Origin of the sequence: Bradyrhizobium sp. CCBAU 53421, assembly GCF_015291625.1 — a bacterium.
GTDB lineage: Bacteria > Pseudomonadota > Alphaproteobacteria > Rhizobiales > Xanthobacteraceae > Bradyrhizobium.
On record NZ_CP030047.1, the window covers coordinates 8,456,933 to 8,476,937 of the forward strand.

At 64.8% G+C, this 20,005-nt stretch carries 21 protein-coding genes; 10 read left to right on the forward strand and 11 right to left on the reverse strand.

All coding sequences use genetic code 11. The annotated features are described in order from the left end of the window. Positions 1-155: 155 nt before the first annotated feature. Together XH92_RS39100 and XH92_RS39105 are read right to left on the reverse strand one after the other, a co-directional pair. Positions 156-320, reverse strand: a complete 165-nt coding sequence (locus XH92_RS39100; RefSeq protein WP_194456784.1) for a hypothetical protein — start codon at positions 318-320, stop codon at positions 156-158. A 179-nt stretch (positions 321-499) separates the two neighbouring features. Beyond that, entirely contained in the window at positions 500-859 is a 360-nt protein-coding gene (locus tag XH92_RS39105) for a hypothetical protein (protein ID WP_194456785.1), read from the reverse strand. Between the two features lie 83 nt (positions 860-942). Here XH92_RS39105 and XH92_RS39110 point away from each other — a divergent pair, with 83 nt between their 5' ends. Continuing rightward, the gene (locus XH92_RS39110) at positions 943-1,134 is read left to right on the forward strand and encodes a hypothetical protein (RefSeq protein ID WP_194456786.1); all 192 of its coding nucleotides are present in this window, start codon (positions 943-945) and stop codon (positions 1,132-1,134) included. A 5-nt stretch (positions 1,135-1,139) separates the two neighbouring features. Here the strand turns inward: XH92_RS39110 and XH92_RS39115 are convergent, their stop codons facing one another. Then, positions 1,140-1,742, reverse strand: a complete 603-nt coding sequence (locus tag XH92_RS39115; RefSeq protein ID WP_194461647.1) for an ABATE domain-containing protein — start codon at positions 1,740-1,742, stop codon at positions 1,140-1,142. A gap of 166 nt (positions 1,743-1,908) precedes the next feature. Here XH92_RS39115 and XH92_RS39120 point away from each other — a divergent pair, with 166 nt between their 5' ends. The 3 genes from XH92_RS39120 (at position 1,909) to XH92_RS39130 (ending at position 3,868) form a co-directional block, all read left to right on the forward strand. Next, positions 1,909-2,613: an alpha/beta fold hydrolase gene (locus XH92_RS39120; protein ID WP_194456787.1), complete on the forward strand. Its 705-nt coding sequence runs from the start codon at positions 1,909-1,911 to the stop codon at positions 2,611-2,613. A gap of 44 nt (positions 2,614-2,657) precedes the next feature. Beyond that, entirely contained in the window at positions 2,658-3,512 is an 855-nt protein-coding gene (locus XH92_RS39125; RefSeq protein ID WP_194456788.1) for an alpha/beta fold hydrolase, read from the forward strand. A 92-nt stretch (positions 3,513-3,604) separates the two neighbouring features. Next, the gene (locus XH92_RS39130) at positions 3,605-3,868 is read left to right on the forward strand and encodes a hypothetical protein (RefSeq protein WP_194456789.1); all 264 of its coding nucleotides are present in this window, start codon (positions 3,605-3,607) and stop codon (positions 3,866-3,868) included. 142 nt (positions 3,869-4,010) lie between these two features. On the opposite strand, the gene XH92_RS39135 is transcribed toward XH92_RS39130, so the two are convergent. Beyond that, a complete protein-coding gene (locus tag XH92_RS39135) occupies positions 4,011-5,312 on the reverse strand; it encodes a sorbosone dehydrogenase family protein (RefSeq protein ID WP_194456790.1) in 1,302 nt (433 codons plus the stop codon). A gap of 458 nt (positions 5,313-5,770) precedes the next feature. Between XH92_RS39135 and XH92_RS39140 the strand changes: the two genes are divergently transcribed. After that, the gene (locus XH92_RS39140) at positions 5,771-6,055 is read left to right on the forward strand and encodes a hypothetical protein (RefSeq protein WP_194456791.1); all 285 of its coding nucleotides are present in this window, start codon (positions 5,771-5,773) and stop codon (positions 6,053-6,055) included. 91 nt (positions 6,056-6,146) lie between these two features. Here the strand turns inward: XH92_RS39140 and XH92_RS39145 are convergent, their stop codons facing one another. The 5 genes from XH92_RS39145 to XH92_RS39165 all read right to left on the reverse strand — a co-directional run bounded on the left by XH92_RS39145 (position 6,147) and on the right by XH92_RS39165 (position 9,116). Continuing rightward, positions 6,147-7,418, reverse strand: a complete 1,272-nt coding sequence (locus XH92_RS39145) for a serine hydrolase (RefSeq protein WP_194456792.1) — start codon at positions 7,416-7,418, stop codon at positions 6,147-6,149. A gap of 66 nt (positions 7,419-7,484) precedes the next feature. Beyond that, entirely contained in the window at positions 7,485-7,685 is a 201-nt protein-coding gene (locus XH92_RS39150; protein ID WP_194456793.1) for a hypothetical protein, read from the reverse strand. Positions 7,686-7,709: 24 nt separating this feature from the next. Then, positions 7,710-8,273, reverse strand: coding sequence for a DUF488 family protein (locus XH92_RS39155; protein WP_194456794.1), 564 nt, complete (start codon positions 8,271-8,273; stop codon positions 7,710-7,712). Then, complete coding sequence (locus tag XH92_RS39160) at positions 8,266-8,475, reverse strand: DUF2945 domain-containing protein (protein WP_194456795.1); 210 nt, start codon at positions 8,473-8,475, stop codon at positions 8,266-8,268. The genes XH92_RS39155 and XH92_RS39160 overlap by 8 nt, the downstream gene beginning before the upstream one ends. Before the next feature lie 194 nt (positions 8,476-8,669). Then, complete coding sequence (locus XH92_RS39165) at positions 8,670-9,116, reverse strand: cupin domain-containing protein (protein ID WP_194456796.1); 447 nt, start codon at positions 9,114-9,116, stop codon at positions 8,670-8,672. A 114-nt stretch (positions 9,117-9,230) separates the two neighbouring features. Here XH92_RS39165 and XH92_RS39170 point away from each other — a divergent pair, with 114 nt between their 5' ends. From XH92_RS39170 to XH92_RS39190, 5 genes are all read left to right on the forward strand, one after another. Continuing rightward, positions 9,231-10,682 (forward strand): PLP-dependent aminotransferase family protein, encoded by a 1,452-nt coding sequence (locus XH92_RS39170; protein ID WP_194456797.1) that lies wholly within the window; start codon positions 9,231-9,233, stop codon positions 10,680-10,682. Between the two features lie 576 nt (positions 10,683-11,258). Next, positions 11,259-12,902, forward strand: coding sequence for a hypothetical protein (locus tag XH92_RS39175; RefSeq protein ID WP_194456798.1), 1,644 nt, complete (start codon positions 11,259-11,261; stop codon positions 12,900-12,902). Between the two features lie 69 nt (positions 12,903-12,971). Next, positions 12,972-15,173, forward strand: a complete 2,202-nt coding sequence (locus XH92_RS39180) for an AAA family ATPase (RefSeq protein WP_194456799.1) — start codon at positions 12,972-12,974, stop codon at positions 15,171-15,173. Then, a complete protein-coding gene (locus XH92_RS39185; RefSeq protein ID WP_194456800.1) occupies positions 15,154-15,957 on the forward strand; it encodes a hypothetical protein in 804 nt (267 codons plus the stop codon). Before XH92_RS39180 ends, XH92_RS39185 begins: the two co-directional genes overlap by 20 nt. A 98-nt stretch (positions 15,958-16,055) precedes the next feature. Beyond that, positions 16,056-18,365, forward strand: coding sequence for a glycosyltransferase family 41 protein (locus tag XH92_RS39190; protein ID WP_194456801.1), 2,310 nt, complete (start codon positions 16,056-16,058; stop codon positions 18,363-18,365). Positions 18,366-18,598: 233 nt separating this feature from the next. Here the strand turns inward: XH92_RS39190 and XH92_RS39195 are convergent, their stop codons facing one another. Both XH92_RS39195 and XH92_RS39200 read right to left on the reverse strand, forming a co-directional pair. After that, a complete protein-coding gene (locus XH92_RS39195) occupies positions 18,599-19,615 on the reverse strand; it encodes a VOC family protein (RefSeq protein WP_246788033.1) in 1,017 nt (338 codons plus the stop codon). After that, positions 19,615-19,995, reverse strand: a complete 381-nt coding sequence (locus XH92_RS39200; protein ID WP_194456802.1) for a hypothetical protein — start codon at positions 19,993-19,995, stop codon at positions 19,615-19,617. Before XH92_RS39200 ends, XH92_RS39195 begins: the two co-directional genes overlap by 1 nt. Between the last annotated feature and the right edge of the window lie 10 nt (positions 19,996-20,005).

Below are 20,005 nucleotides of genomic sequence, written 5' to 3' on the forward strand. Positions count from 1 at the left end.
CTTCAGCTCCATGATTGACGGGAGACCGCCCGTTCATGGCGCTATCAATGGCGTGGGGCGCGCTTGGCTGCCGTGACGCGTATCACATGCGACCGCGGCGACGTAGGACGGTTACGTGGAGCCAACCCGTCCTGCAAAACCGATGCTTTGGTCGGCTACTTGCCCCACGTCGCCTTCCTGATCCGTCCCTTGCCGCCGCATTTCTTGCAGGGCTCGGGATAGATCTTCCGTCCCGGCTCGCGCGGCTGCTTCACCTCTGGAAAGCCTGTCCCGTTGCACGCGTCACACTTCTCTTCATCGGCAATAAGGTGCTTCACCATCAACCGTCCCGGATTGAAAAATCCGAAGCCCGCGGGCGCGGGCTTCTGCTACCGCTTGGATACGAACGACGGCGGGTCGCGGTTTCAGGTGCATGGCTGCTTTGCGCCGCGACGCAGCCGAGAGATCGGCGGAACGACAACGGCATGATCGACGTTGTCGGATTCTTCCTGAAGGTACGTCACTTCGCCTTGAGCGCGTTGTCGTGGCTCTCGAGCGCTGCCGTCATCAGCTTCGGCAATTGCGCGGCATAGACCTCGATGAAGGTGGCATCGCCGCAGGCCTCCGGATCGCGCGCGGCCTGCTCGGCGACGCGCGCGGCCTTGGCCTCGCATTTCGCGAACATGTGCCAGAACCAGTCCGGACTCTTGCCGAGCGCCGGCTTGTGCTTCTTGATCACGGCGGCGCCGACCGCGCTCATCGCGTTGACGACGCCGGCGCCCAGCGTGCTGATGGCCCGCGCGTTAAGAATATCCTCACGCGATTGCGCGGTGGCGGCGGTCGCGGTCGCTCGTCCAGTCGTTCGTGCCTTGGCCGGCATGCTCAAGCTCCTTGTCGATCCCTGGTCGGTCCTGTGCGGCGGGCAAAGCATCGGCCGGGGAAGTTGAGGAAGGCTCAAGGGGCATGGTTGAAAACCGCTATGGATTTCATTCCGGTTTTATGCGCTTCCGAGCGATCGGGCCTGGAGGGGTCATTGACCGCCCCTCCGCCGCGAAATCCGTCAACGACCGTTACCCTTTGGCGCCGGATCAGCTGGTCGGCGACATCGTCGAGATTGTCGCCATTTTATTCGACGCCTATTGGTTGGTCTTTTAGTGGCCTCAGCCCCTGTCCTTGATCCGGTTGCGATGCGCCGCCTGCTTGGCGCGGTTGCCGCAGACCGCCATGCTGCACCAGCGGCGCGCACGCGCCCGCGTGTGATCGGCAAACATCAGCGTGCAGGCCGGGCCCTCGCACGCCTTGATGTCGGAGAAGCTTTCCTCGCAGACCACCCTGGCCATCGCCTCGCCGATCGGCAGCAGCAATGTTTCGGCGGAGCGCCAACGTCGCGTCCGCTCAAGTGCGAAACCATCATGATCGTCGTGACGATGCGCCACGATCCTGCTGAAGGCCTGATCGGTTTCGAGCAGCCGGTTCAGCGGCTCCAACTCCCTGAGCGCCCGCGGCGCCAGCGGCCGGCCCATATGCTTGCGGACGAAGCCGCGGAACCATTCGCGCAAATCGCGGGCCTGCCCGGCGACGCGGTCGAGTTCGCCCGGCGCCGCGCGCGCCTTCAACTCGCCGAGCACGTCTGACGGCACCAGCTCCGCCTGCGCGAGCCAGCGCAACAGGCCGTCGCCATCGGCGATCCAGTCCACCGGCGTATCGACCGGGGTCGCGATCGAATTGATGAAATCGAGACCCAGGCTATCGGCGATGAACATCGCGGGCGGGTGGGACTGCACGGTGGCGCTCTCCTGGACGGCTTCTTCGACCTCGCCGCAAATAACCTGATTAAAGCCGATTGACAAGTTACGGGCATTGGATCATAAGCGTTGTAACCTGTCAACTTGCATTTTGACGGTTACTAGATGAAACGAAGAGCGGACGATGTCGAACAAGGATGTCAGCGTGGTGCTCGCCCATGGCGCATGGGCCGACGGGTCGAGCTGGGCGCGGGTGATCACGGCGCTCGACGCCGAGGGCATCACCGCGGTCGCGGCACCGTTGCCCCTTACCTCGCTCGCCGACGACGTCGCCGCGCTCAACCGCACGCTGGATCGCGTCGAGGGACCGATCGTGCTGGCGGGCCATGCCTATGCCGGCGGCGTGATCGCCGAGACCCGATCGCCGCGCGTGAAAGCGCTGGTCTATGTCGCGGCGCTGGCGCCGGACGAGGGCGAGACGGTCGCCGAAATGTTCTATCGCGCGCCGCCCCATCCGTTCGCGCCAAAACTCGCGCCCGACGCCAACGGCCTGATCTGGCTGCCCGAGTCGGCCTTCGCGTCGGCCTTCGCGCAAGGCGCGCGCACTGATGACCTCGCGGTGCTCGCCGCCGTGCAGCGGCCGATCTCGCCGGCCTGCATCACCGTGCCGGTCGGCCGCCCGCTCTGGAAGGACGTCCCGAGCTGGTTCCTGGTCGCCGAGGACGACCGGATGATCGCGCCCGAGACCCAGCGCAGCATGGCCGCCCGAATGAAGGCTGCCGTGCGTTCACATCCCGTCGACCACACCCCGATCGTGACGGCGCCAGAGCTCGTCGCCGACATCATCCGGGAAGCGGTCAGCGCGGTTGCCGGGCAGATCAAGTCCTGACCTCCGGAACCAAACCACCACATCACGACCACAAGGAGTGACAGATGTCCGAGATCAAGTATCGCACCGCCGATGTCGACGGCTTCAACGTGTTCTATCGCGAGGCCGGCTCGCCCGGCGCGCCGAAGCTTCTGCTGCTGCACGGCTTCCCCAGCGCGGGACACATGTTCCGCGAACTGATCCCGCTACTCGCGGACAAATTCCACATCGTGGCGCCGGATCTGCCCGGCTTCGGCCAGTCGGACATGCCCGCGCGCGACAAGTTCGCTTACACCTTCGACAACATCGCCGGCGTGATCGATCGCTTCACCGAGGTGATCGGCTTCGATCGCTACGCGGTCTATGTGTTCGATTACGGCGCGCCGACCGGCTTCCGCCTCGCGCTCAAGCATCCGGAGCGGATCACCGCCATCATCTCGCAGAACGGCAACGCCTATGAGGAAGGCCTCAGCGACGGCTGGACCCCGATCAAGGCCTATTGGCAGGATCCCTCGCCGGCGAACCGCGACGCGCTGCGTGCCTTCCTGACGCCGAAGACCACGCGCTGGCAGTACACCCACGGCACACCGGATCCGCAAGCGGTGTCGCCCGACGGCCAGAACCTCGACAATTACCACATGGCGCGGCCAGGCGCGCATGACGTGCAGCTCGATCTGTTCGGCGACTACAAGAGCAATGTCGCGCTCTACCCGGCCTTCCAAAACTACTTCCGCACCCATCGGCCGCCGTTGCTCGCGGTGTGGGGCAAGAACGATCCGTTCTTCCTGCCGCCGGGCGCCGAGGCGTTCAAGCGCGACAATCCGAACGCGGTGGTCAAATTCTTCGACACCGGCCACTTCGCGCTGGAAACGCATGCCGCCGAGATCGCGCAAACCATCCGCGAGTTCCTGAGCCGCTGACGCGCGCCCCGGCAAGACGTCCGCGAAGGCGGAGGAACTCTTGCCTTGGCTGGAATGTTGGAAAGGATGCAATAACTCAGGAGGAAACTCGCATGAGAAATCTGTTATTGGCCGGTGTATTGGCGGTGGCCGGTTTCGCTGTTGCCACGCCGATCTCCATTGCACCTGCATCAGCTCAAGTTGCCGTCGATACTCCGCTCGGCGGCGTGAGGGTGGGCCCCGAGCCGCGTTACTACCGGGACTACGATCGGCCCGCTTATCGCGCCTACGGATACGATCGCGGATATCGCGGATGCCGCACCGTTACGATCGAGCGCGACGACGGTTCGGTCCGCAGGGTCCGCCGTTGCGACTAGCAGTACCGGACTGGAAGATCGCCGCCGGCGCTCGCAAGGGCGCCGAGCCGGCTTTCGCGATCAAGCAAGCGGGAGCCGCCCACTAAGGCTGCTGCAGCTGGCAGCCTCCTTCGCCTCGCCGACGCCCGGGCTCGTTTGCAGCCTAGGCCGCCGTGACACGCCAGATCACGTTGCCGACATCGTCGGCCACCAGCAGCGAGCGGTCGGGGCCGAGCGCGACGCCGACGGGACGGCCGTAGGAGACCTTCTCGTCGGGCGCAAGGAAGCCCGACAGGATGGCGCGCGCCGGCCCTGAGGGAGCGCCGTTCGTGAACGGCACGAACACCACCTTGTAGCCCGACAGCGTCGAGCGATTCCACGAGCCGTGCTGGCCGATCACCATGCCGTCGGGGAAGCCCGGCAGCGTGCCCGCAGGCATCCAGCACAGACCGAGCGAGGCGGTGTGGCCGCCGAGCGCGTAGTCCGGCTGGATCGCCTTGGCGACCATCGCGGCATCCTGCGGCACGCGGTCGTCGACCGTCTTGCCCCAGTAGCAATAGGGCCAGCCGTAGAAGCCGCCGTCGCGCACCGAGGTCAGATAGTCCGGCGGCGTCTCGTCGCCGATGCCGTCACGCTCGTTGACCACGGTCCACAGCACATTCGTGCTCGGCTCCCATGCGAGCCCGACCGGGTTGCGCAGGCCGCCGGCGAAGATGCGGCTGGTGCCGGCCGCGAGATCGAGCTCGTAGATCGCGGCGCGGCCCTCCTCGACCTTCATGCCGTTCTCGGCGATGTTGCTGAGCGAGCCGACGCCGGCATAGAGCTTCTTGCCGTCGGCGCTCGGCAGCAGGCTGCGCGTCCAGTGCCCGTCGGGCTTGAAGGTGACGAGCTTGCGCCCGTCCGCCGTGATGCGATCCGCGCCCGCAGTATAGGGAAACGCGACCACGCCGTCGGTGTTGCCGACATAGAAGGTGTCGCCGATCAGCGCCATGCCGAAGGGCTGGCGCAATCCTTCCATGAAGGCACCGCGGCTTTCGGCGACGCCGTCGCCATCACGGTCGCGCAGCAGCGTGATGCGGTTGGCGCTGACGCCGAGGGCTGCGGCACGGCGCATCGTCGCCTGCATCGCATAGTGGAAGACGCTACGCGGCGTGCCGGCGATCTGCGTCGCCTCCGCGATCAGCACATCGCCGTTCGGCAGCACGTTGATCCAGCGCGGATGATCGAGCCCGGCCGCAAAGGCGTTAACCTTGAGCCCGGGTGCTGCGGTCGGAAGCTGGCCCTCGTCCCAGCCGCGCGCCGTCGGCATCTTCAGCGTCGGGATCGCGCCCTGTGACTTCGCGGCCGGGATCTGCGGCGCGCTGCCCCAGGCGGGCGCCGGCTGCGCGCCCTGCATTCGCCGCCACGCCACGGCGCCGGCCCCGATCGCCGCGACGACGCGGGCAAAAACTCCAGACGTGCTCATGAACTTCCCCTGTTATTCACGCTTTATTGTTGCGCCTTGCGGGCCGGCCGCAGCCAGGCAGCTTTCGCATAATGCCGGCCCTGATGACAGTAGTTATACGATCTTCGCAGCCGCACTCGAATCGAGGAGACTACTCGTACGCTCCCTTGTCAGAGCGTTTTCCTCCCTGAGACCTTGCCCGCCCCGGTCGGCGGGCTTCCTTTTCGCAAAGCCCCTTGTTCTTTCGAAGCTACGCGGACGCGCGCAACGTGGTCGTTATAGCCGGAAAAGCATAGCGGACCAGCGGCGGATGCATTCTACCGGGCGGAGCGAACGGCGCTCGGTCGGTCGCGGCGCAAGCCAACCTCACCAAAACCTGATCCCTCCTCGATGCAGATTCACCTTCGCAAGGTGCATGGCAGATCAGGAACGCTGGTCCGCGGCGGTCGTTGGTCGCGACACCAGCAAGGAGTGTATGAATGCAACGCAAGACCAAGATTTTGTCGCTGGCCGCGGCGTCCCTGATCGCAACGACGGCGGGCGCGTTCGCACAAGGCTACTATCCTTACGGGAACCCCGAAGCGCGCTACTACGGCGGCCCGCGTTACGGCGCGCAGCCCTATGTGACGTACAACCAGGCGGAACCGGGCTGGTACGGCGCGATGAACGGCACCCGCCATCCGACGCCGAGTTCGACCCAGGGCGACGTCGGTCCTGAAGGGAACAACAACGGCACGCTGACCGGCGTCTACCGGCAGTGGTAGCGCACGCAAAATTGAAGGCCCGTCGCTCGGCTCGAGCGGCGGGCCTTTTGCTGTTCCGCGGATGTAATGAACGACGCCGCAGCGATGCCGCTTACTTCACCATCGCGCCGTAGACGATGTCCTGCACGTTCTCGCGATAATATTTGCGCAGCTCGCCGGGAGCCGCGGTTCCGACCACCACGACGAGGCGCTCCTTCGGATCACAGAAGAACTGCGTGCCGTAGGCGCCGTTCCAGGTGAACTCGCCGGGATTGCCCGGCACCGACGACAGCCCCTCGCTGGTCCGCACCGCGACCGCCAGCCCGAAGCCGAAGCCGCCGCGATGCGGCTCGACCGCGGCGACGTTGTTCTTGATCTCGGGCCCGAGATGGTTCGACGTCATGTGATGCACGGTCTGGGGGCTGAGGATGCGCTTGCCGTCGAGCTCGCCGCCGTTGAGCAGCATCTGTCCGAAGCGGACATAGTCGCCGACCGTGGCGAACGAGCAGGCGCCGCCGCAGTCGAATTTGGTCGGCGTGTCGAGCAGTTTGATCGCTTGCGGCTTGCCGGTGAGCGGATCGTTGGGGAACGGACGCGCCAGACGCGCGCGCTGGGCGTCGGTCGGGTGGAACGTCGCCTCCTTCATGCCGAGCGGCTTCCAGACGTTGGCCGCAAGATAGTCGCCGAGCCGCTGGCCGGAGACCTTCTCGACGACGGCGCCGAGCACGTCGATCGAGAAGCCGTATTCGAACTCGCTGCCGGGCTGATGCACCAACGGCAGCTTGGTGATGCGGTCGATGAAGGCCGCCGTGTCGCCCTCGACCGCCGGCGCGGTGCCGTCGGGATAGAGCCGTGCCAGCGCGCTCGAGCTGTCGGGCCGGCCGCCGTACATCAGTCCCGAGGTGTGGCGATAGAGGTCGTGGATGAAGATCGGCCGGGCCTGCGGCTCCATCGTCAGCGACCCGTCGGCCTGCTGCACGCCGACCTTCATGTCGTCAAACGCCGGATAGAACTCGGCGACCTTGGCCTGCAGCGGCAAGCGGCCCTGCTCCATCAGCGTCAGCCCCGCGACCGCGGCCATCGGCTTGGTCATCGAGGCCAGCGCGAACACCGCATCGATCGGCATCGGCGTGCCCTTGACCGGGTCGAGCTGGCCATAGGCCTTGTAATGCACGAGCTTGCCGTCGCGCGCGATCGCCACCACGGCGCCGGGCACGCGCTTGGTCGCGATCTCGCGCGCGAAGAAGTCGTCGAGCCGCGTCAGCCCCTGCTCCGAGAAACCGGCCTGGTGCGCCGAAGCTTCCGGCAGTGGCGGCGCCGCGTGGGCAATGTTGAAGGCAAGACATGTGGCGGCGGCAGCCGCGGCAATGGCGATTTTTCGCATTGTTTCCTCACCGGGGACCGCGGGCGATTTGTTGTGGCGTTGGCTGCCCGCTCCGGCAGGATTAGATCACGCCGGCAGAGGCGACAAGGCAGTGCGGCGCGCGGCTGCGTCGCCGGGGCGCATGTCTCCGCGAGCGAAGAACGGCTCGACCTCGTGCTCGAACGTCTTCAGCGCGGCGCCGATCGCCCGGTGCATGTCGAGATATTTGTAGGAGCCGAACCGGTGCCGGCCGGCGTCTGGACGCCGAAGCAGGCGGCCTGATCGCACGGCCGTTGCCGTGGCTGCGTCGGCTCATAAATCCAGTTGCCCCGTCTCCGGATAGACCACCGTCCCATCGCCCTGCACGACGGCGCCTTCGGTGAGGTGGGCAGGCTCGAGGCGCCCCTCCCCCATGATGTGGACGACGCTCTCGCGGGCCGCGATGAGATAGTCGGCGACGATGCGGCGGTGGCAGCGCCACCACACGGCTTCCGAGCACATGATTGCGCAGCGTTGCCGGTGGCCCTCGTCGCGCAGATGTCGCAGGCTCGCGTGAAACTGCGGCGACAACGCATAGTCAGCGTAGTTGTGAAAGCTCTCGTTGCTCCAGAATCCGTTGACCGAAGGCGGCACGCCGCGCGCCTTGCCGCGCAGCCCACCGAGATCGGCCAGATGTTCATAGGAGATGCCGACGGCCGCCAAGGAATCGGGGAGCGCATCTCTGTTGAACTGCGGATTGGTGCGCGACCGCGGCACCGTTCTGATATCGACGATGCGCTCGATCCCTGCCGCGGTGAGAAGGGCGACGAAATCCTCAATGCTACGGTTGGAATGACCGATCGTGAAGAACGGAGCCGCCGCGCCCTTGCTAGGCATGATGGAGCGCGCTGCCCTTGTGCGCCGCGACGTGGTCGGTCTTGTCGCTCTTGATCTCGTATTGCGGATCGGCCTTTGAGGCGCGGTGGGTGTGCCCCTTGTAATCGAAATCGCGGGTGTGAACCGCGATGATGGTGCCCGAGACCTGTCCGGCCTCGGAATTCCAGCTGACGTGATCGCCGACCTTGAATTTCCTGGTCATGATCGTTTGGCCATGTCGCACACTCCGACTGCTTTCACAGCATAGCCGGCTTCGCGACAATCAGCGAACCCGACGCGGGTTCCTTCCCACCGCAGGAAGGCACGCGATGCCGAGCGCGCCTGCCCGTCGTGGCGGGGCGACCTGCCATGGACATGGCCAGGGTGCCCGCACCGTCGCCGCATCGCCGGTCCCGATTACAGCGGCTTCATCAGATCGGCGGCGGTCGCGCCTTCCGGGGCGATGTAGATCGCGAGCAATGTCGCCGGCACGGTCGCACTCGGATTGCGCGAGACCCGATGCACGGCGCCGGCCGGCTCCCACCAGGCGTCGCCCGCCTTGTAGGTCTGCTCCGGGCCTTCGCCGACTTGCGAGGAGATCGAGCCTGAGACGACGAACGCCATCACGCCATTGGCATGGGCGTGCGCCGGCGATCCGGTGCCGGGCGGATAATGGACCTCCACGAGGCTGATCTCGCGCCTGGGATCGCCAGGCAGCGCCTGCCTGATCACCTCGCGCCGGCTCGACGCCGAATTTTGCGCCTGCGCCGCCGCGTCCGCGCCGCAGGCCGCAGCGATCGCTGCGAGCAGGGACAAGAGCGATGCGCGGTTGACGTCCCGTCTGGTCAGGTCTGCTTTCGTCATGAGAGTAACCCTTTGTTGCCTCGCGCTGTCGCGGGGTGCTGGCTGCGTGAAGCCACGATGTAGCCGCGCGATGGCCTAGGCTTCAGGGCCAACCTCCGACATATTGACTAGGCCATGGCGACGATTGCGAGGACACCGGCGAAACGCCAGCGGGGCCTGATCCGCGGCCACGGCACGCCGCTGTACCGGCAGATCTACGAACGCTTCCGGCAGGCGATCGCAACCGGCCAGCTCCGCCCCGGTGACCGGCTGCCGTCGGTGCGCGACCTCGCCCGCGAGTTCGCGACCGCGCGCGGCACCGTGGATGCGGCCTTCGCCATGCTCGCGGGTGAAGGCTACGTTCTAAGCCGCGGGCCGCAAGGAACGATCGTCTCGCCGGACCTGAACACTGCGGCAGCGACGGCGCCCGGCCATCGCTCCATTGCGTCGCGCACCCGGCCGCAGGCGCACGCCGAGCCGAGGCTTCTGCAGTTGGGATTGCCGGCACTCGACCTGTTTCCGCGCAAGGCCTGGGCGCATACCGTTGCCCGCGAAGTCCGCCGGATCTCGCCCGCCGACATGACCTATCCGGATCCAGCCGGCCTGCAGCCATTGCGCCAGGAGGTCGCCGCCTATCTCGCATCCTCGCGCGGGATCGTCTGCCAATGGCAGCAGATCGTGATCACCGGCGGTTTTCAGGACGGCCTCGATCTGGCGCTCCGCCTGCTGCTCCGACGCAACGACCGGGCCTGGATCGAGGACCCGTACTTCCCGCCGGTTCGCGCCGCGCTGGACATGGCGGGCGCCAGGCTCGCTCCGGTTCGCGTCGACGCGGACGGGATACGGGTTACTGACGGCATCGGGCAGGCGCGGAAGGCCCGCATCGTCGTGGTCACGCCATCGCATCAATCTCCGCTGGGGACGGCACTGTCGCTGCCCCGGCGGCTCTCACTGCTCGGCTGGGCCAACAGCGCCGACGCCTATGTGATCGAGGACGATTACGACAGCGAATTCCGTTTCGTCGGCCGCCCGCTGCCCGCCCTCAAGAGCCTCGATCGGGAGCAGCGCGTGATCTATGCCGGAAGCTTCAGCAAGACGCTGTTTCCCGGCTTGCGGCTCGGATATCTGGTGCTGCCCGACCGGTTGCTCGGACAATTCGTCGAGGCCAGCGCAACGCGAACCGCGGGACACGACCTGTTCAAGCAGCGCATCGTCGCGGCCTTCATGGCCGAGGGACAGTTCGCCCGGCACCTGAAGCGCATGCGCAAGCTCTATGCCGCACGCCGCGCCGCCCTGGTCGATGCGCTCGAGGTCGAATTCGGCGAACAGATCATGATTGCGCTCAAGCCGGGCGGCATGCATCTCGTCGTTCAGTTCACCGCCGGCCCGCGCGACGTCGCGCTGGCGGAGCTTGCGAAAGCTGCCGGCTTCGGCGTCGAGGCGCTGTCCGCGCGAACCATCGCGCATCGATCCGTCGACGCGCTGCTGATCGGCTTCACGAATGTCGCCGAACAGGATGCGCCGGCGGTGGCGCGGCGGCTGAGGCACGCGCTTCAGCCAGGCCTGAAGGCGCGGCCGGACGGCTGACCCCGTGGTTGCGCTGCTTTCTTCCCTGCGCGCGGCGAGCGGAGTCGGTCAGAGTTCCCGTCTGTGAGGACTAGATCACACACGGCCAGCTCGGTCGGGGGCGCCCGGGCATTTCAAGAGAAGGTTCAAATATTTAGGCCGTGAAGAGGTCCGCTTTCCTCGGATCGCGGCGACCTCGAGTTCAAATCGCCGTGCAAACCTTGCGGACGTCAACCTAAGGGCCACCTGATGCGACGAATGCGAAGGACCCTGTATCGGGGCCGGCCTCCCGCCCAGGCTCGATCGAGCCAGCCGGTCATGAAGGGACAAAATGCCGATTGAACAACAATGAGCTTCCTTCCGGGCTGAAACTTACAGCAAGCGCAGAACGATGCGTAAAGAATGTCACGATTTCGTTTGGTTGACGATCCGAATTGAGCCTCCCTATGGTTGTGCGACCAAGGAGTCGCATCTAGCGTCGGCGCCAGCCGGATTTTGATGCAAGCCCCCTAACGACGATTTCCCGCGACGCGGCCTGACACCTGCGCCGCCCATGCGGTTCCTATTCCGGAGCCGCCAGACCTGGAGAAGACTGCAATGTCTACCTCTGCATCCCCGAAACTCGCGGAATCGACCGCCGTCAACGAAGCCATCAAGGCGCGGATGGCGCCGAAGCAGGCGACGCAGGCCGCGCCCGTCGACATCACCGCCAATCCGGTGGCCAAGATCGTCTTCAATCCCGAAGCCGCGCCGGAAGAGCGCAGCCGCCAGATCGGCGCCCTGCTCTCGCCGGACCTGGCCGAGGAGTGCAAGGCGTCGGTCAAGCAGCTCGAGGCCTACAAGGAATACCTGGCGCAGCAGCGCACGCTGATGCAGCGCAAGCTGATCGAGCTGTCGTCGACGACCGTCTTCGCCAAGATGAAGCAGACCTTTGCGGACATGAACAAGGGCGTTCTCGACTTCCGCGAGATGATCCGGCCGCTGGTCGACAATCTCGATGCGCTCTACACGCTGCGCACCGCCGGCGACAATGTCGTGCTGGATACCTTCGCGGAGATCGAGGAGGATCGCAAGCGCGAGGCCGATTGGGACCGCCGCACGTCGGGAGTCGAATCCGAAGCGCGGCAGATCACCTCCGACAAGGAGATGCTCGAGCGCGACATCGCCAAGCTGAAGACGCAGACCGGCCTGTTCGGCGGCATCAAGAAATCCGCACAGGCCGAAATCGCCGCCAAGGAGCTCCTGATCGCCAAGCGGATCGATGACCTCAAGACCTGCCGCGACAAGGCGCAGGCGATCATCGTGGAGAAGGCCGAGCGCGACGCCAAGCAAGGCAAGTTCAAGGCCGAGAAGGACCAGGTCCGCAAGATGCTCGACATCTCGGGTCCCGAGCACGTCAAGCGGGTCGAAGGCATCATCAAGGCGGCGCTCGACTACATCGACAAGTCGCAGGTCACGGTCTCGGAGCTGCGCGACGAGCTCGGAGGGATCGAGGGACAGGCCGACAAGCTGGTCAAGATCAACTCGCAGATGATCACGGTGGTCGCGATTCTCGACAAGGGCATCGACCTCGCCTGCGCGGCGAACAAGGACAAGGTGCAGGCGCTGTCGACCGCAAAGGAGGGCGAGGATACGCTCGCCCGCCTCGAGCGCGAGCGCAAGAAGAACGATTTCGAACGTCACGTCACTGCTCTGCTCGACAGCGGGCGCGGCACCAAGAAGACCGTGGCCGATCTCGAGAAGGATGCGGTCGACGCCAACACCTTCCGCGACGCCCTCGGCAAGCAGAACGTCAATTTGCGCGAGCTCTCCAGCGACGGCATCGCCAGTGTCGCCACCAGCCTGAACACCACCATTCAGGCGCTCAACAACTCGGCGCTCAACGAGGCCTCGGAGAGCGTGCGCGATTCGATGCGGGCGATGAATGCGGTGACCGACGACGTCGCCAACAAGGAGGTGATCCGCCAGGCGCTGCAGGTCGACGAGCAATCCAAGCGGATCATGGAGAAGGTCGAGTCGATGTCGAACATCGCCGAATCGCTGCAGGCCGCCAACAAGCTGCGGGAAGACGGCCTCTCCAACATCCAGAGCCGTCTCGGCGAGCTCAGCGATGTCACCGCCACCGTGCGCGCGCGGCTGCAGGAAAGCATCGGCATGGACGCCAAGGAGCCCGGCGCGGCGGCGGCTGCCGCGGCGCCGAAACATGTCGACGACAAGGAGATCACCTTCGGGCAGATCTGAAGCCCGCTGCCGGACCGGCACTGCCGGTCCGGCCGTCCCTGCCTGCAAGCCTGACCGATGGATATCCCAATGGCCGACAACTTCCTGATCACCGGCAGCGACAAGCTCGCCAGCCGAAAGAATTTCAAGCTGGTTGGCCGCACCGAGAAGTTCGAGGAGTTGTGCACCATCCTGACGCGGATGGAAGCCAACAGCGTGATCGTCTCCGGTCCGAGCGGCGTCGGCATCACCACGCTGGCGCTGGCGCTGCAGGCGCGCAAGGCCGATCCCGACGCGCCGTTCGACATCGTCAACAAGCGGCTGTTCTGGCTCGACACCGACGGCCTGTTCGGCCTCGGCGACAACGACGCGATCGTCAAGCAGTTCAAGGCGATATTTGCCATCCTCAACCGCACCCCCGACAGCGTTCTGATCGTCGAGGACACGCTCGATCTGATCGACGCGCTGCGCAACAGCGGCCTGATGCACATCGTCAACGCGTTGACCGCGATGGTGAAGGCGAAGAAGACGCAGGTCTTCCTCGAGGTGCGCGAGGCCGACCTGACGCAGGTCCTGAAGTGTCACTCCGACTTCCGCGATCACTTCACGCTGATGGATCTGACCGAGCCGGTCGGCGCCGAGCTGGAGGAGATCGCGCTGCACGGCGCCCGTGACCTCGAGGAGAGCTACGAAGTCCGGATCGATGCGGCGGCGGTCAAGGCGGCCATCGACATGACGAGCAAATATCGCTCGCTCGACACCGGGCTGACCGCGGCGCAGCCGGCGCGTACCCGCACCCTGCTCGATCGCGGCATGGCGCGCTATTTGCTGCGGGCGCATTCGACGCCGCCGCTGCTCGCAGAGCTGGAGGCGGAGCTGGCGCGTCTCACCGCGAGCGGCGCCTCCTCCGGAAACGAGGCAAAGGCCGCCGCCGTGCGCGCCGCCATCGCGCGCCACAAGGCCGAGTTCGCCGAATACCAGGCAAGGATCAAGGGCTACTACGCTGCGCAACGCGAGGGTGAGAAATCGATCGCGCACATGGAGACCCAGCTGCGCACCCTCGAGGAAGAAGAGAAAAAGCGGCACCTCGACGAGCCAGCCGGCAAGGCCCTGGCCGGCGATGCCGACTTCGATCTGATCGCCCGGGCGTCCGGCTATGCGACGCCCGAGATTCTCGCACTGCGCGGCGAGATCGCGCGGACCCAGGCGGCCGTCGACGAGAATCGGGTCAAATACAAGGCCGTCACCAGGGAGATCAACGATCGGCTGCTGTTCACCGCGGATATGGTGATCGACGAATTCTCGCTGATTTCCGGCATCGACGCCTCCAAGCTCAAGCAGAACGACGCCGTCAAGCTGCTCAATCTCCACGGCGCGCTGAAGCGGCGCGTGTTCGGGCAAGACGACGTGCTCGATCATGTCGATCGTGCGGTCAAGGTCTGGCGGCGGGGGCGGCGCACCGACAGGCCGCTGCCGTTCCTGTTTTGCGGCGCCAGTGGCGTCGGCAAGACCGAGGTCGCCAAGGGGTTGGCGGAGGCGCTGTTCGACACCGACAAGGCGTTGAACCGCTACGACATGGGCGAGTTCATGGAGAAGAACGACGTCACCAAGCTGATCGGCGCGCCTCCGGGCTATGACGGCTTCGCTGCGGGCGGCGAGATGACCAATTCGGTGCGGGCCAATCCGTATCAGGTCATGCTGTGGGACGAGATCGAGAAGGCTCACCCCGACATCTTCAATATCTGCCTCAACATCCTCGATGACGGGCGCTGCCGCGACAATCTGGGCCGCAAGGTCGAGTTCGGCGACGTGGTGATGCCGATGACCACCAACATCGGCGCGGACCATGCGCTACGGGTCGGCACCGGTCCCGGCGACTTGACCCAGGACGAGGCCTATGAACTCACCATCCGCGACCTGAAGAAGGCGTTCCGGACCGAGTTCCTGAACCGCTTCGAGGGACGCGAGAACATCATCCTGTTCCACAAGCTCAACATGGACACGATCGAGAAGATCGTGTTCCGCGAAATCTCCCGCATCAACGCCTTCTACGCGGCGCAGTCGATCGAGGTACGCTTCCCGGAGGTGCAGCTGCGGGAGTTCTGCGACAAGACCTATTCGCCCGAGATCGGCGCGCGCGGCCTGCCGGGCCGCATCAAGCGCATCGAGGCCATGATCGTCGACAAGACGATGGCGGACGCTGCCTTCAGCGGCACGCTCGACATCGGCTTCGATGCCACGGGCCGCAACTTCACGTCGAGCTGGATCCCCCATGACAGAAAAGCCGCATGACGACGCCAACGCGTTGCTGGACGGCATCGACAAGACGCTGTCCGACTTCAAGGCCAAGGCCTATGAGGCCAAGAAATCCTACGACCAGTCCGATCTCGGGCGCGCCCACCGCGAGCTGAGCATGCTCGGCCGGTTCTGGTCGCAGTTCGTCCGCTCCTGCGGCTGGATCTACCTGACCTTGATCGCGCCAGTCACCTGGCGGCTCTACCGCTTCGTGCGCTGGGCGTTCGCCGGCTACCGCGCGCTTTGGGCGCGCTGCGTCTACGCCAAGGACGCCTATGGCGATCCGGAGTTCAGCAAGGCGCGCGGCGGCATGATGATCCTCGCGACGATCGTCGTCTGCTACCTCGTCTACGGCGCAGCGACGGTCGCGGCGACCTTGCCCTGGTACCTTGCCACCGTGCGGCACGACGAACAGCTGTATCTCTCCAACTCACAGAACCTCTCCGGCTCCCAAACCGAAGGCCTCGAGGTCCACGAGATCTACGGTTGCGAGACGCTGCCCTGCACCGAGCAGAACACCGTGACGTTCCGGGTACGCTCGACCTGGTTCAATGAGATCTGGAGCGTGCTCCATCACGGTTCGCTGTTTTATCCCGGCTACGTCGCCGCCGCGGTCAGCCCGGTGCTGAACCGCTGCATCATCACCTCCTACGGTATCCGCAGGAAATTCCTGGTGCGAACCTGGGAGCTCTATCCCGACCTCGTGCAGGTCGAGTGCATGCCGACCGACGCGGGTGGGGGCAAGGACGGCAAGGTGATCGACAACAAGGACTATCGCTAGGTATCGTAGCGTGAGGGCCAGGACCTGAAGTTGCTGACGCGCTTGTTGCAACGGCTTTTGGAAGCCCGGATCGGATACGGAACACGTGAAGAAGTCGGATGCCCGAAACAGGTGAATCTCAAAACTCCAATTCGACCGCCTTGCAGCGCGCCTTCGGGCAGGCTGTCGCGCTGCATCAGCGGGGGCAGCTGGCCGCAGCGGAGAAGATCTATGAAGACATTCTTAGGCAGCAGCCAAACAACTTCGATGCGCTGCATCTGTTGGGCCTGATTTCCGCACAGACCGGCCGCAGCCAGCGCGGCGCCGACCTGATCCGGCGAGCGATCAGGCTCAACGGCGGTGTTGCGGACGCGCACAACAATCTGGGCAATACGCTGCTCGCGTTGCGCAGTTTCGGCGACGCGCTCGCGAGCTTCGACAGGGCAACCGCGCTCAAGCCAGACCTTGCGCCGGCGCTCTACAATCGCGGACTTACGCTCGCCGAGCTCGGACGCCACGACGAGGCGGTTGCAAGCTATGATCGCGTGATCGCGCTCGCGCCTGACCATGCAGATGCCCATCGAAACAGGGGCGCCGCGCTGAGAAAGCTGGGACGGGCCGAGGAGGCCCTGGCGAGCCTGGACAGGGCGATCGCGCTCAAGCCCAACGATGCCGGTGCACACAACGATCGTGGCAACGTGCTCAATGACCTCGAGAGGTTCGATGATGCGCTCGCGAGCTACGACCGGGCGCCGGGAATTGCCGGCGCGTGTTACAACCGCGGCAACGTGCTGATCAAGCTGGATCGTCTCGAAGAGGCAATTGCAAGTTACGACAAGGCGATCGCGCTGCAACCCGACTATGCCGAGGCTTACAACAACCGCGGCACGGCGCTGTTCAAACTCAGGCATGATGAGGCGGCGCTCGCCAGCATCGACAAGGCGATCCAGCACAAGGGCGACGATGCGGCTGCCCACGCCAGCCGGGGCAGGGTTCTATCCGTTCTGGCGCGCTATGACGAGGCACTTGCTGCCTACAACAAGGCCGTCGCGCTCAAGCCGGACCAGGCCGACATCGAAGGCGATCGTCTGCACGCCAAATCTCACGTTTGCGACTGGGTCGGCTTTGATGCGGAGTGCGACCAATTCATCGATTCGATCCGGAATCGGAACGCGGTTGCGTCGCCATTCCTGCTATTTGGCGTTGCTTCATCGGCGGCCGACCAACTGCTCTGCGCCACGCGATGGACCGCGAAGAATCATCCGCCGTCCGGAACGCAGCGCTGGCGGGGCGAGCGCTACCATCACGATCGAATTCGGATTGGCTATTTCTCGTCGGATTTTTGCAACCACGCGACAGCGAATTTGATGGCAGGGATGTTCGAGTGCCACGACCGGTCGAAATTCGAGACGGTGGCAATCTCATGGTCGCCCAACAACGACTCGGAGATGCGTCGACGGCTCGAGGCGTCGTTCGATCGATTTGTCGAGGTCCGGGACATGAACGACGATGAGGTCGCCGACCTGATCAGACGATTCGAAATCGATATCCTGGTTGACTTGAAAGGCTTTACCGGGGGATCCCGCACCAGGGTGCTTGGCCGCCGGCCTGCCCCCATCCAGGTCAATTATCTGGGTTACCCGGGAACACTCGGCGCCCCGTTCATCGACTACATCATCGCCGATCGTACCGTGATCCCGGATCACCATCGCGAATTCTACAGCGAAAGGGTAGTCGCGCTCCCCCACAGCTATCAGGCCAACGACGACAAGCGCGTCATCGCCGATCGTGTGTTTACGCGCGGCGACGTCGGGCTGGCACCGACGGGTTTCGTGTTCTGTTGCTTCAACAACAACTACAAGATCACGCCTGACATGTTCGATCGGTGGATGAGGATTCTCGGCCGCGTCCCGGGCAGCGTGTTGTGGCTCCTCGAGGGCAACGCGCATGCTGCCGCAAATCTGCGCAAGGAGGCGGTCGCGCGCGGCGTCGCTGCGGAGCGCCTTGTGTTCGCACCGCGTATGTCGATGCCCGACCATCTCGCACGCCATCGCCTCGCCGGCCTGTTCCTGGACAACGTTCCCTGCAACGCCCACACGACCGCCAGCGATGCGCTATGGGCCGGCCTGCCGGTGCTGACCATTCTCGGCGACACGTTTGCCAGTCGGGTCGCGGCGAGCTTGCTTCATGCGATCGGCCTGCCCGAGCTTGTTTCGGACTCGCCGGAGGCTTACGAGCGCATGGCGATCGACCTTGCGACCGATCCGGACAAGCTCGCGGCGCTCAAAGCCAGGCTGGCGGCCAATCGGCTAGCGGCACCGTTGTTCGATACCAGGCGTTTCACCCGGCATATCGAGACCGCCTACACCGCGATGCATGAGCGTCACCGGGCGGGCATTGCGCCGGACCATATCGTCGTCCCGGCGTGATCGTTGCTGCGTCGTCAACGGTCGCAGCCGCCAGGCAGCTCGGCTCGGGCGAGATCCGTTCGGGGACGGTGCCCAGGGGAATCGAACCGGCTTCGCCTTTCAGGCCACGCTGGGGACCAGCCTTCGCGTGGATGACCGTTGGCTAGCACCGAGCTGGATGGTGTACCATTCCGAACCTCTACATAGTTGAAATATCCATATAATTCCATTGTCAAAGGGCTAAACATGCGGGCTTAGCGCTTCGTCTTGTGAAGAACCAATTTGCCCTGTGAAGCAACATCACCCCACTTGGCGGACCAATTGACTTCCGCGGCGGAAGGTCGCCCGGTGGCTTTCTGGTCCCAGGCTCCCTGCAGCGCAAAAAGGGCGCCCTGGGGATCGGCACATCGCACGATCCAGCACCCATCGGGCAACTCGATTGGACCCTGGAGGACCCGGCCCCCGCCGGCATTGACGCGCTCGGCGGCCGCGCCGATGTCGTCGACATTGAAGTAATAGAGCCAGCAGGGTTGCGATACGCTCGGAAGCTTGGTGAGCATTCCGCCGATCGTCTGCCCTGCCACCGAAAACAATTCATACAGGTCTGCCGGCTCGGCAGCGTAAGCCTTCTGCCAACCAAGAAGCTCGCCGTAAAACGGGAAGATCTTGTTCCGGTCGTCGGCCAGCAACTCGTGCCAGCCCACGCGTCCAGGCTCGTCCAATCCGCCGGGTTGCTGTCGGCCATATGTCAGCCCGGTAACCAGTGCGAACGTCGCCCCTTGCGGATCGGCGACCAGTGAAATCCGGCCGATATTGCTGTCGGTCGGCGTTACCAGAATGGCGCCCCCACGACGGCGGATCTGCGCGGCTTTCGCATCCACGTCATCGACGGCGATGTAGCCGACCCATCGCGGCCTTGCTCCCAACCGCAGCCCCTCTTCCGGGAGATGCATCAGCCCAACTGCCGGGGCATCGCCTGCGGTAAGCAGCGTGTAGGCGAATTCCGGCGTCGACGCATCTTTCACCGCCCAGCCGATGACCCGGCCATAAAATGCGGCTGCTGCCGGCATGCTCGTCGTCAGCAGCTCATACCAGGCGAAGCGTCCGAGTTGATCGACCAAGCTAATTTCCTCGTTCAAGCGGGGCCGACGATTGCGCACTGCGTCAAATCGCATCCGTTGCAATCCGCTCCACGGGCGCGGATCCTCGATGTAATCGACCAAATGCGCGATATCGTTCATGAAGATGAACGCAATCTGACCGCGCTTCATTACATTCTGTGTATGCTGTAATTCTTGTCTGCCGTGTCAGCTCGGCGTAGGATCGCCCCACGGAAATCCTTCTTCCAACCCGGGAGGATGCGGCCATGCAGCGAGCGAAGCAAGCTTCGAGAAAGAAGCGAACGACCAACGCCGCGGTACCGGCGCTGGGAGTAGCCGGTCTGACTTTTTCGCTTGCGGGCAGCGCATATGCATCCGCCGTGCCCACCGGCGACGTTCAACACAGGCCGAACTTCGCGCCCGGCCATATGACGACGCTCAGTGAGGAAGAACTCGCCGACGTCAGTCTCGCCACCTTCCACCTCAATCTCATCGACGATGAAAGCGTCGGAGGTCGCGTGCTGCTCGCGCGGGGATGCGGTGGTTGCCATGGCTGCGGAG

What these genes read in the sequence shown, in the direction of transcription:
- XH92_RS39100 (WP_194456784.1), bottom strand. Translation starts at nt 320, where the DNA reads ATGGTGAAGCACCTTATTGCCGATGAAGAGAAGTGTGACGCGTGCAAC.
- XH92_RS39105 (WP_194456785.1), bottom strand. Translation starts at nt 859, where the DNA reads ATGCCGGCCAAGGCACGAACGACTGGACGAGCGACCGCGACCGCCGCC.
- XH92_RS39110 (WP_194456786.1), top strand. Translation starts at nt 943, where the DNA reads ATGGTTGAAAACCGCTATGGATTTCATTCCGGTTTTATGCGCTTCCGA.
- XH92_RS39115 (WP_194461647.1), bottom strand. Translation starts at nt 1,742, where the DNA reads ATGTTCATCGCCGATAGCCTGGGTCTCGATTTCATCAATTCGATCGCG.
- XH92_RS39120 (WP_194456787.1), top strand. Translation starts at nt 1,909, where the DNA reads ATGTCGAACAAGGATGTCAGCGTGGTGCTCGCCCATGGCGCATGGGCC.
- XH92_RS39125 (WP_194456788.1), top strand. Translation starts at nt 2,658, where the DNA reads ATGTCCGAGATCAAGTATCGCACCGCCGATGTCGACGGCTTCAACGTG.
- XH92_RS39130 (WP_194456789.1), top strand. Translation starts at nt 3,605, where the DNA reads ATGAGAAATCTGTTATTGGCCGGTGTATTGGCGGTGGCCGGTTTCGCT.
- XH92_RS39135 (WP_194456790.1), bottom strand. Translation starts at nt 5,312, where the DNA reads ATGAGCACGTCTGGAGTTTTTGCCCGCGTCGTCGCGGCGATCGGGGCC.
- XH92_RS39140 (WP_194456791.1), top strand. Translation starts at nt 5,771, where the DNA reads ATGCAACGCAAGACCAAGATTTTGTCGCTGGCCGCGGCGTCCCTGATC.
- XH92_RS39145 (WP_194456792.1), bottom strand. Translation starts at nt 7,418, where the DNA reads ATGCGAAAAATCGCCATTGCCGCGGCTGCCGCCGCCACATGTCTTGCC.
- XH92_RS39155 (WP_194456794.1), bottom strand. Translation starts at nt 8,273, where the DNA reads ATGCCTAGCAAGGGCGCGGCGGCTCCGTTCTTCACGATCGGTCATTCC.
- XH92_RS39160 (WP_194456795.1), bottom strand. Translation starts at nt 8,475, where the DNA reads ATGACCAGGAAATTCAAGGTCGGCGATCACGTCAGCTGGAATTCCGAG.
- XH92_RS39165 (WP_194456796.1), bottom strand. Translation starts at nt 9,116, where the DNA reads ATGACGAAAGCAGACCTGACCAGACGGGACGTCAACCGCGCATCGCTC.
- XH92_RS39170 (WP_194456797.1), top strand. Translation starts at nt 9,231, where the DNA reads ATGGCGACGATTGCGAGGACACCGGCGAAACGCCAGCGGGGCCTGATC.
- XH92_RS39175 (WP_194456798.1), top strand. Translation starts at nt 11,259, where the DNA reads ATGTCTACCTCTGCATCCCCGAAACTCGCGGAATCGACCGCCGTCAAC.
- XH92_RS39180 (WP_194456799.1), top strand. Translation starts at nt 12,972, where the DNA reads ATGGCCGACAACTTCCTGATCACCGGCAGCGACAAGCTCGCCAGCCGA.
- XH92_RS39185 (WP_194456800.1), top strand. Translation starts at nt 15,154, where the DNA reads ATGACAGAAAAGCCGCATGACGACGCCAACGCGTTGCTGGACGGCATC.
- XH92_RS39190 (WP_194456801.1), top strand. Translation starts at nt 16,056, where the DNA reads ATGCCCGAAACAGGTGAATCTCAAAACTCCAATTCGACCGCCTTGCAG.
- XH92_RS39195 (WP_246788033.1), bottom strand. Translation starts at nt 19,615, where the DNA reads ATGAAGCGCGGTCAGATTGCGTTCATCTTCATGAACGATATCGCGCAT.
- XH92_RS39200 (WP_194456802.1), bottom strand. Translation starts at nt 19,995, where the DNA reads ATGGCAACCACCGCATCCCCGCGCGAGCAGCACGCGACCTCCGACGCT.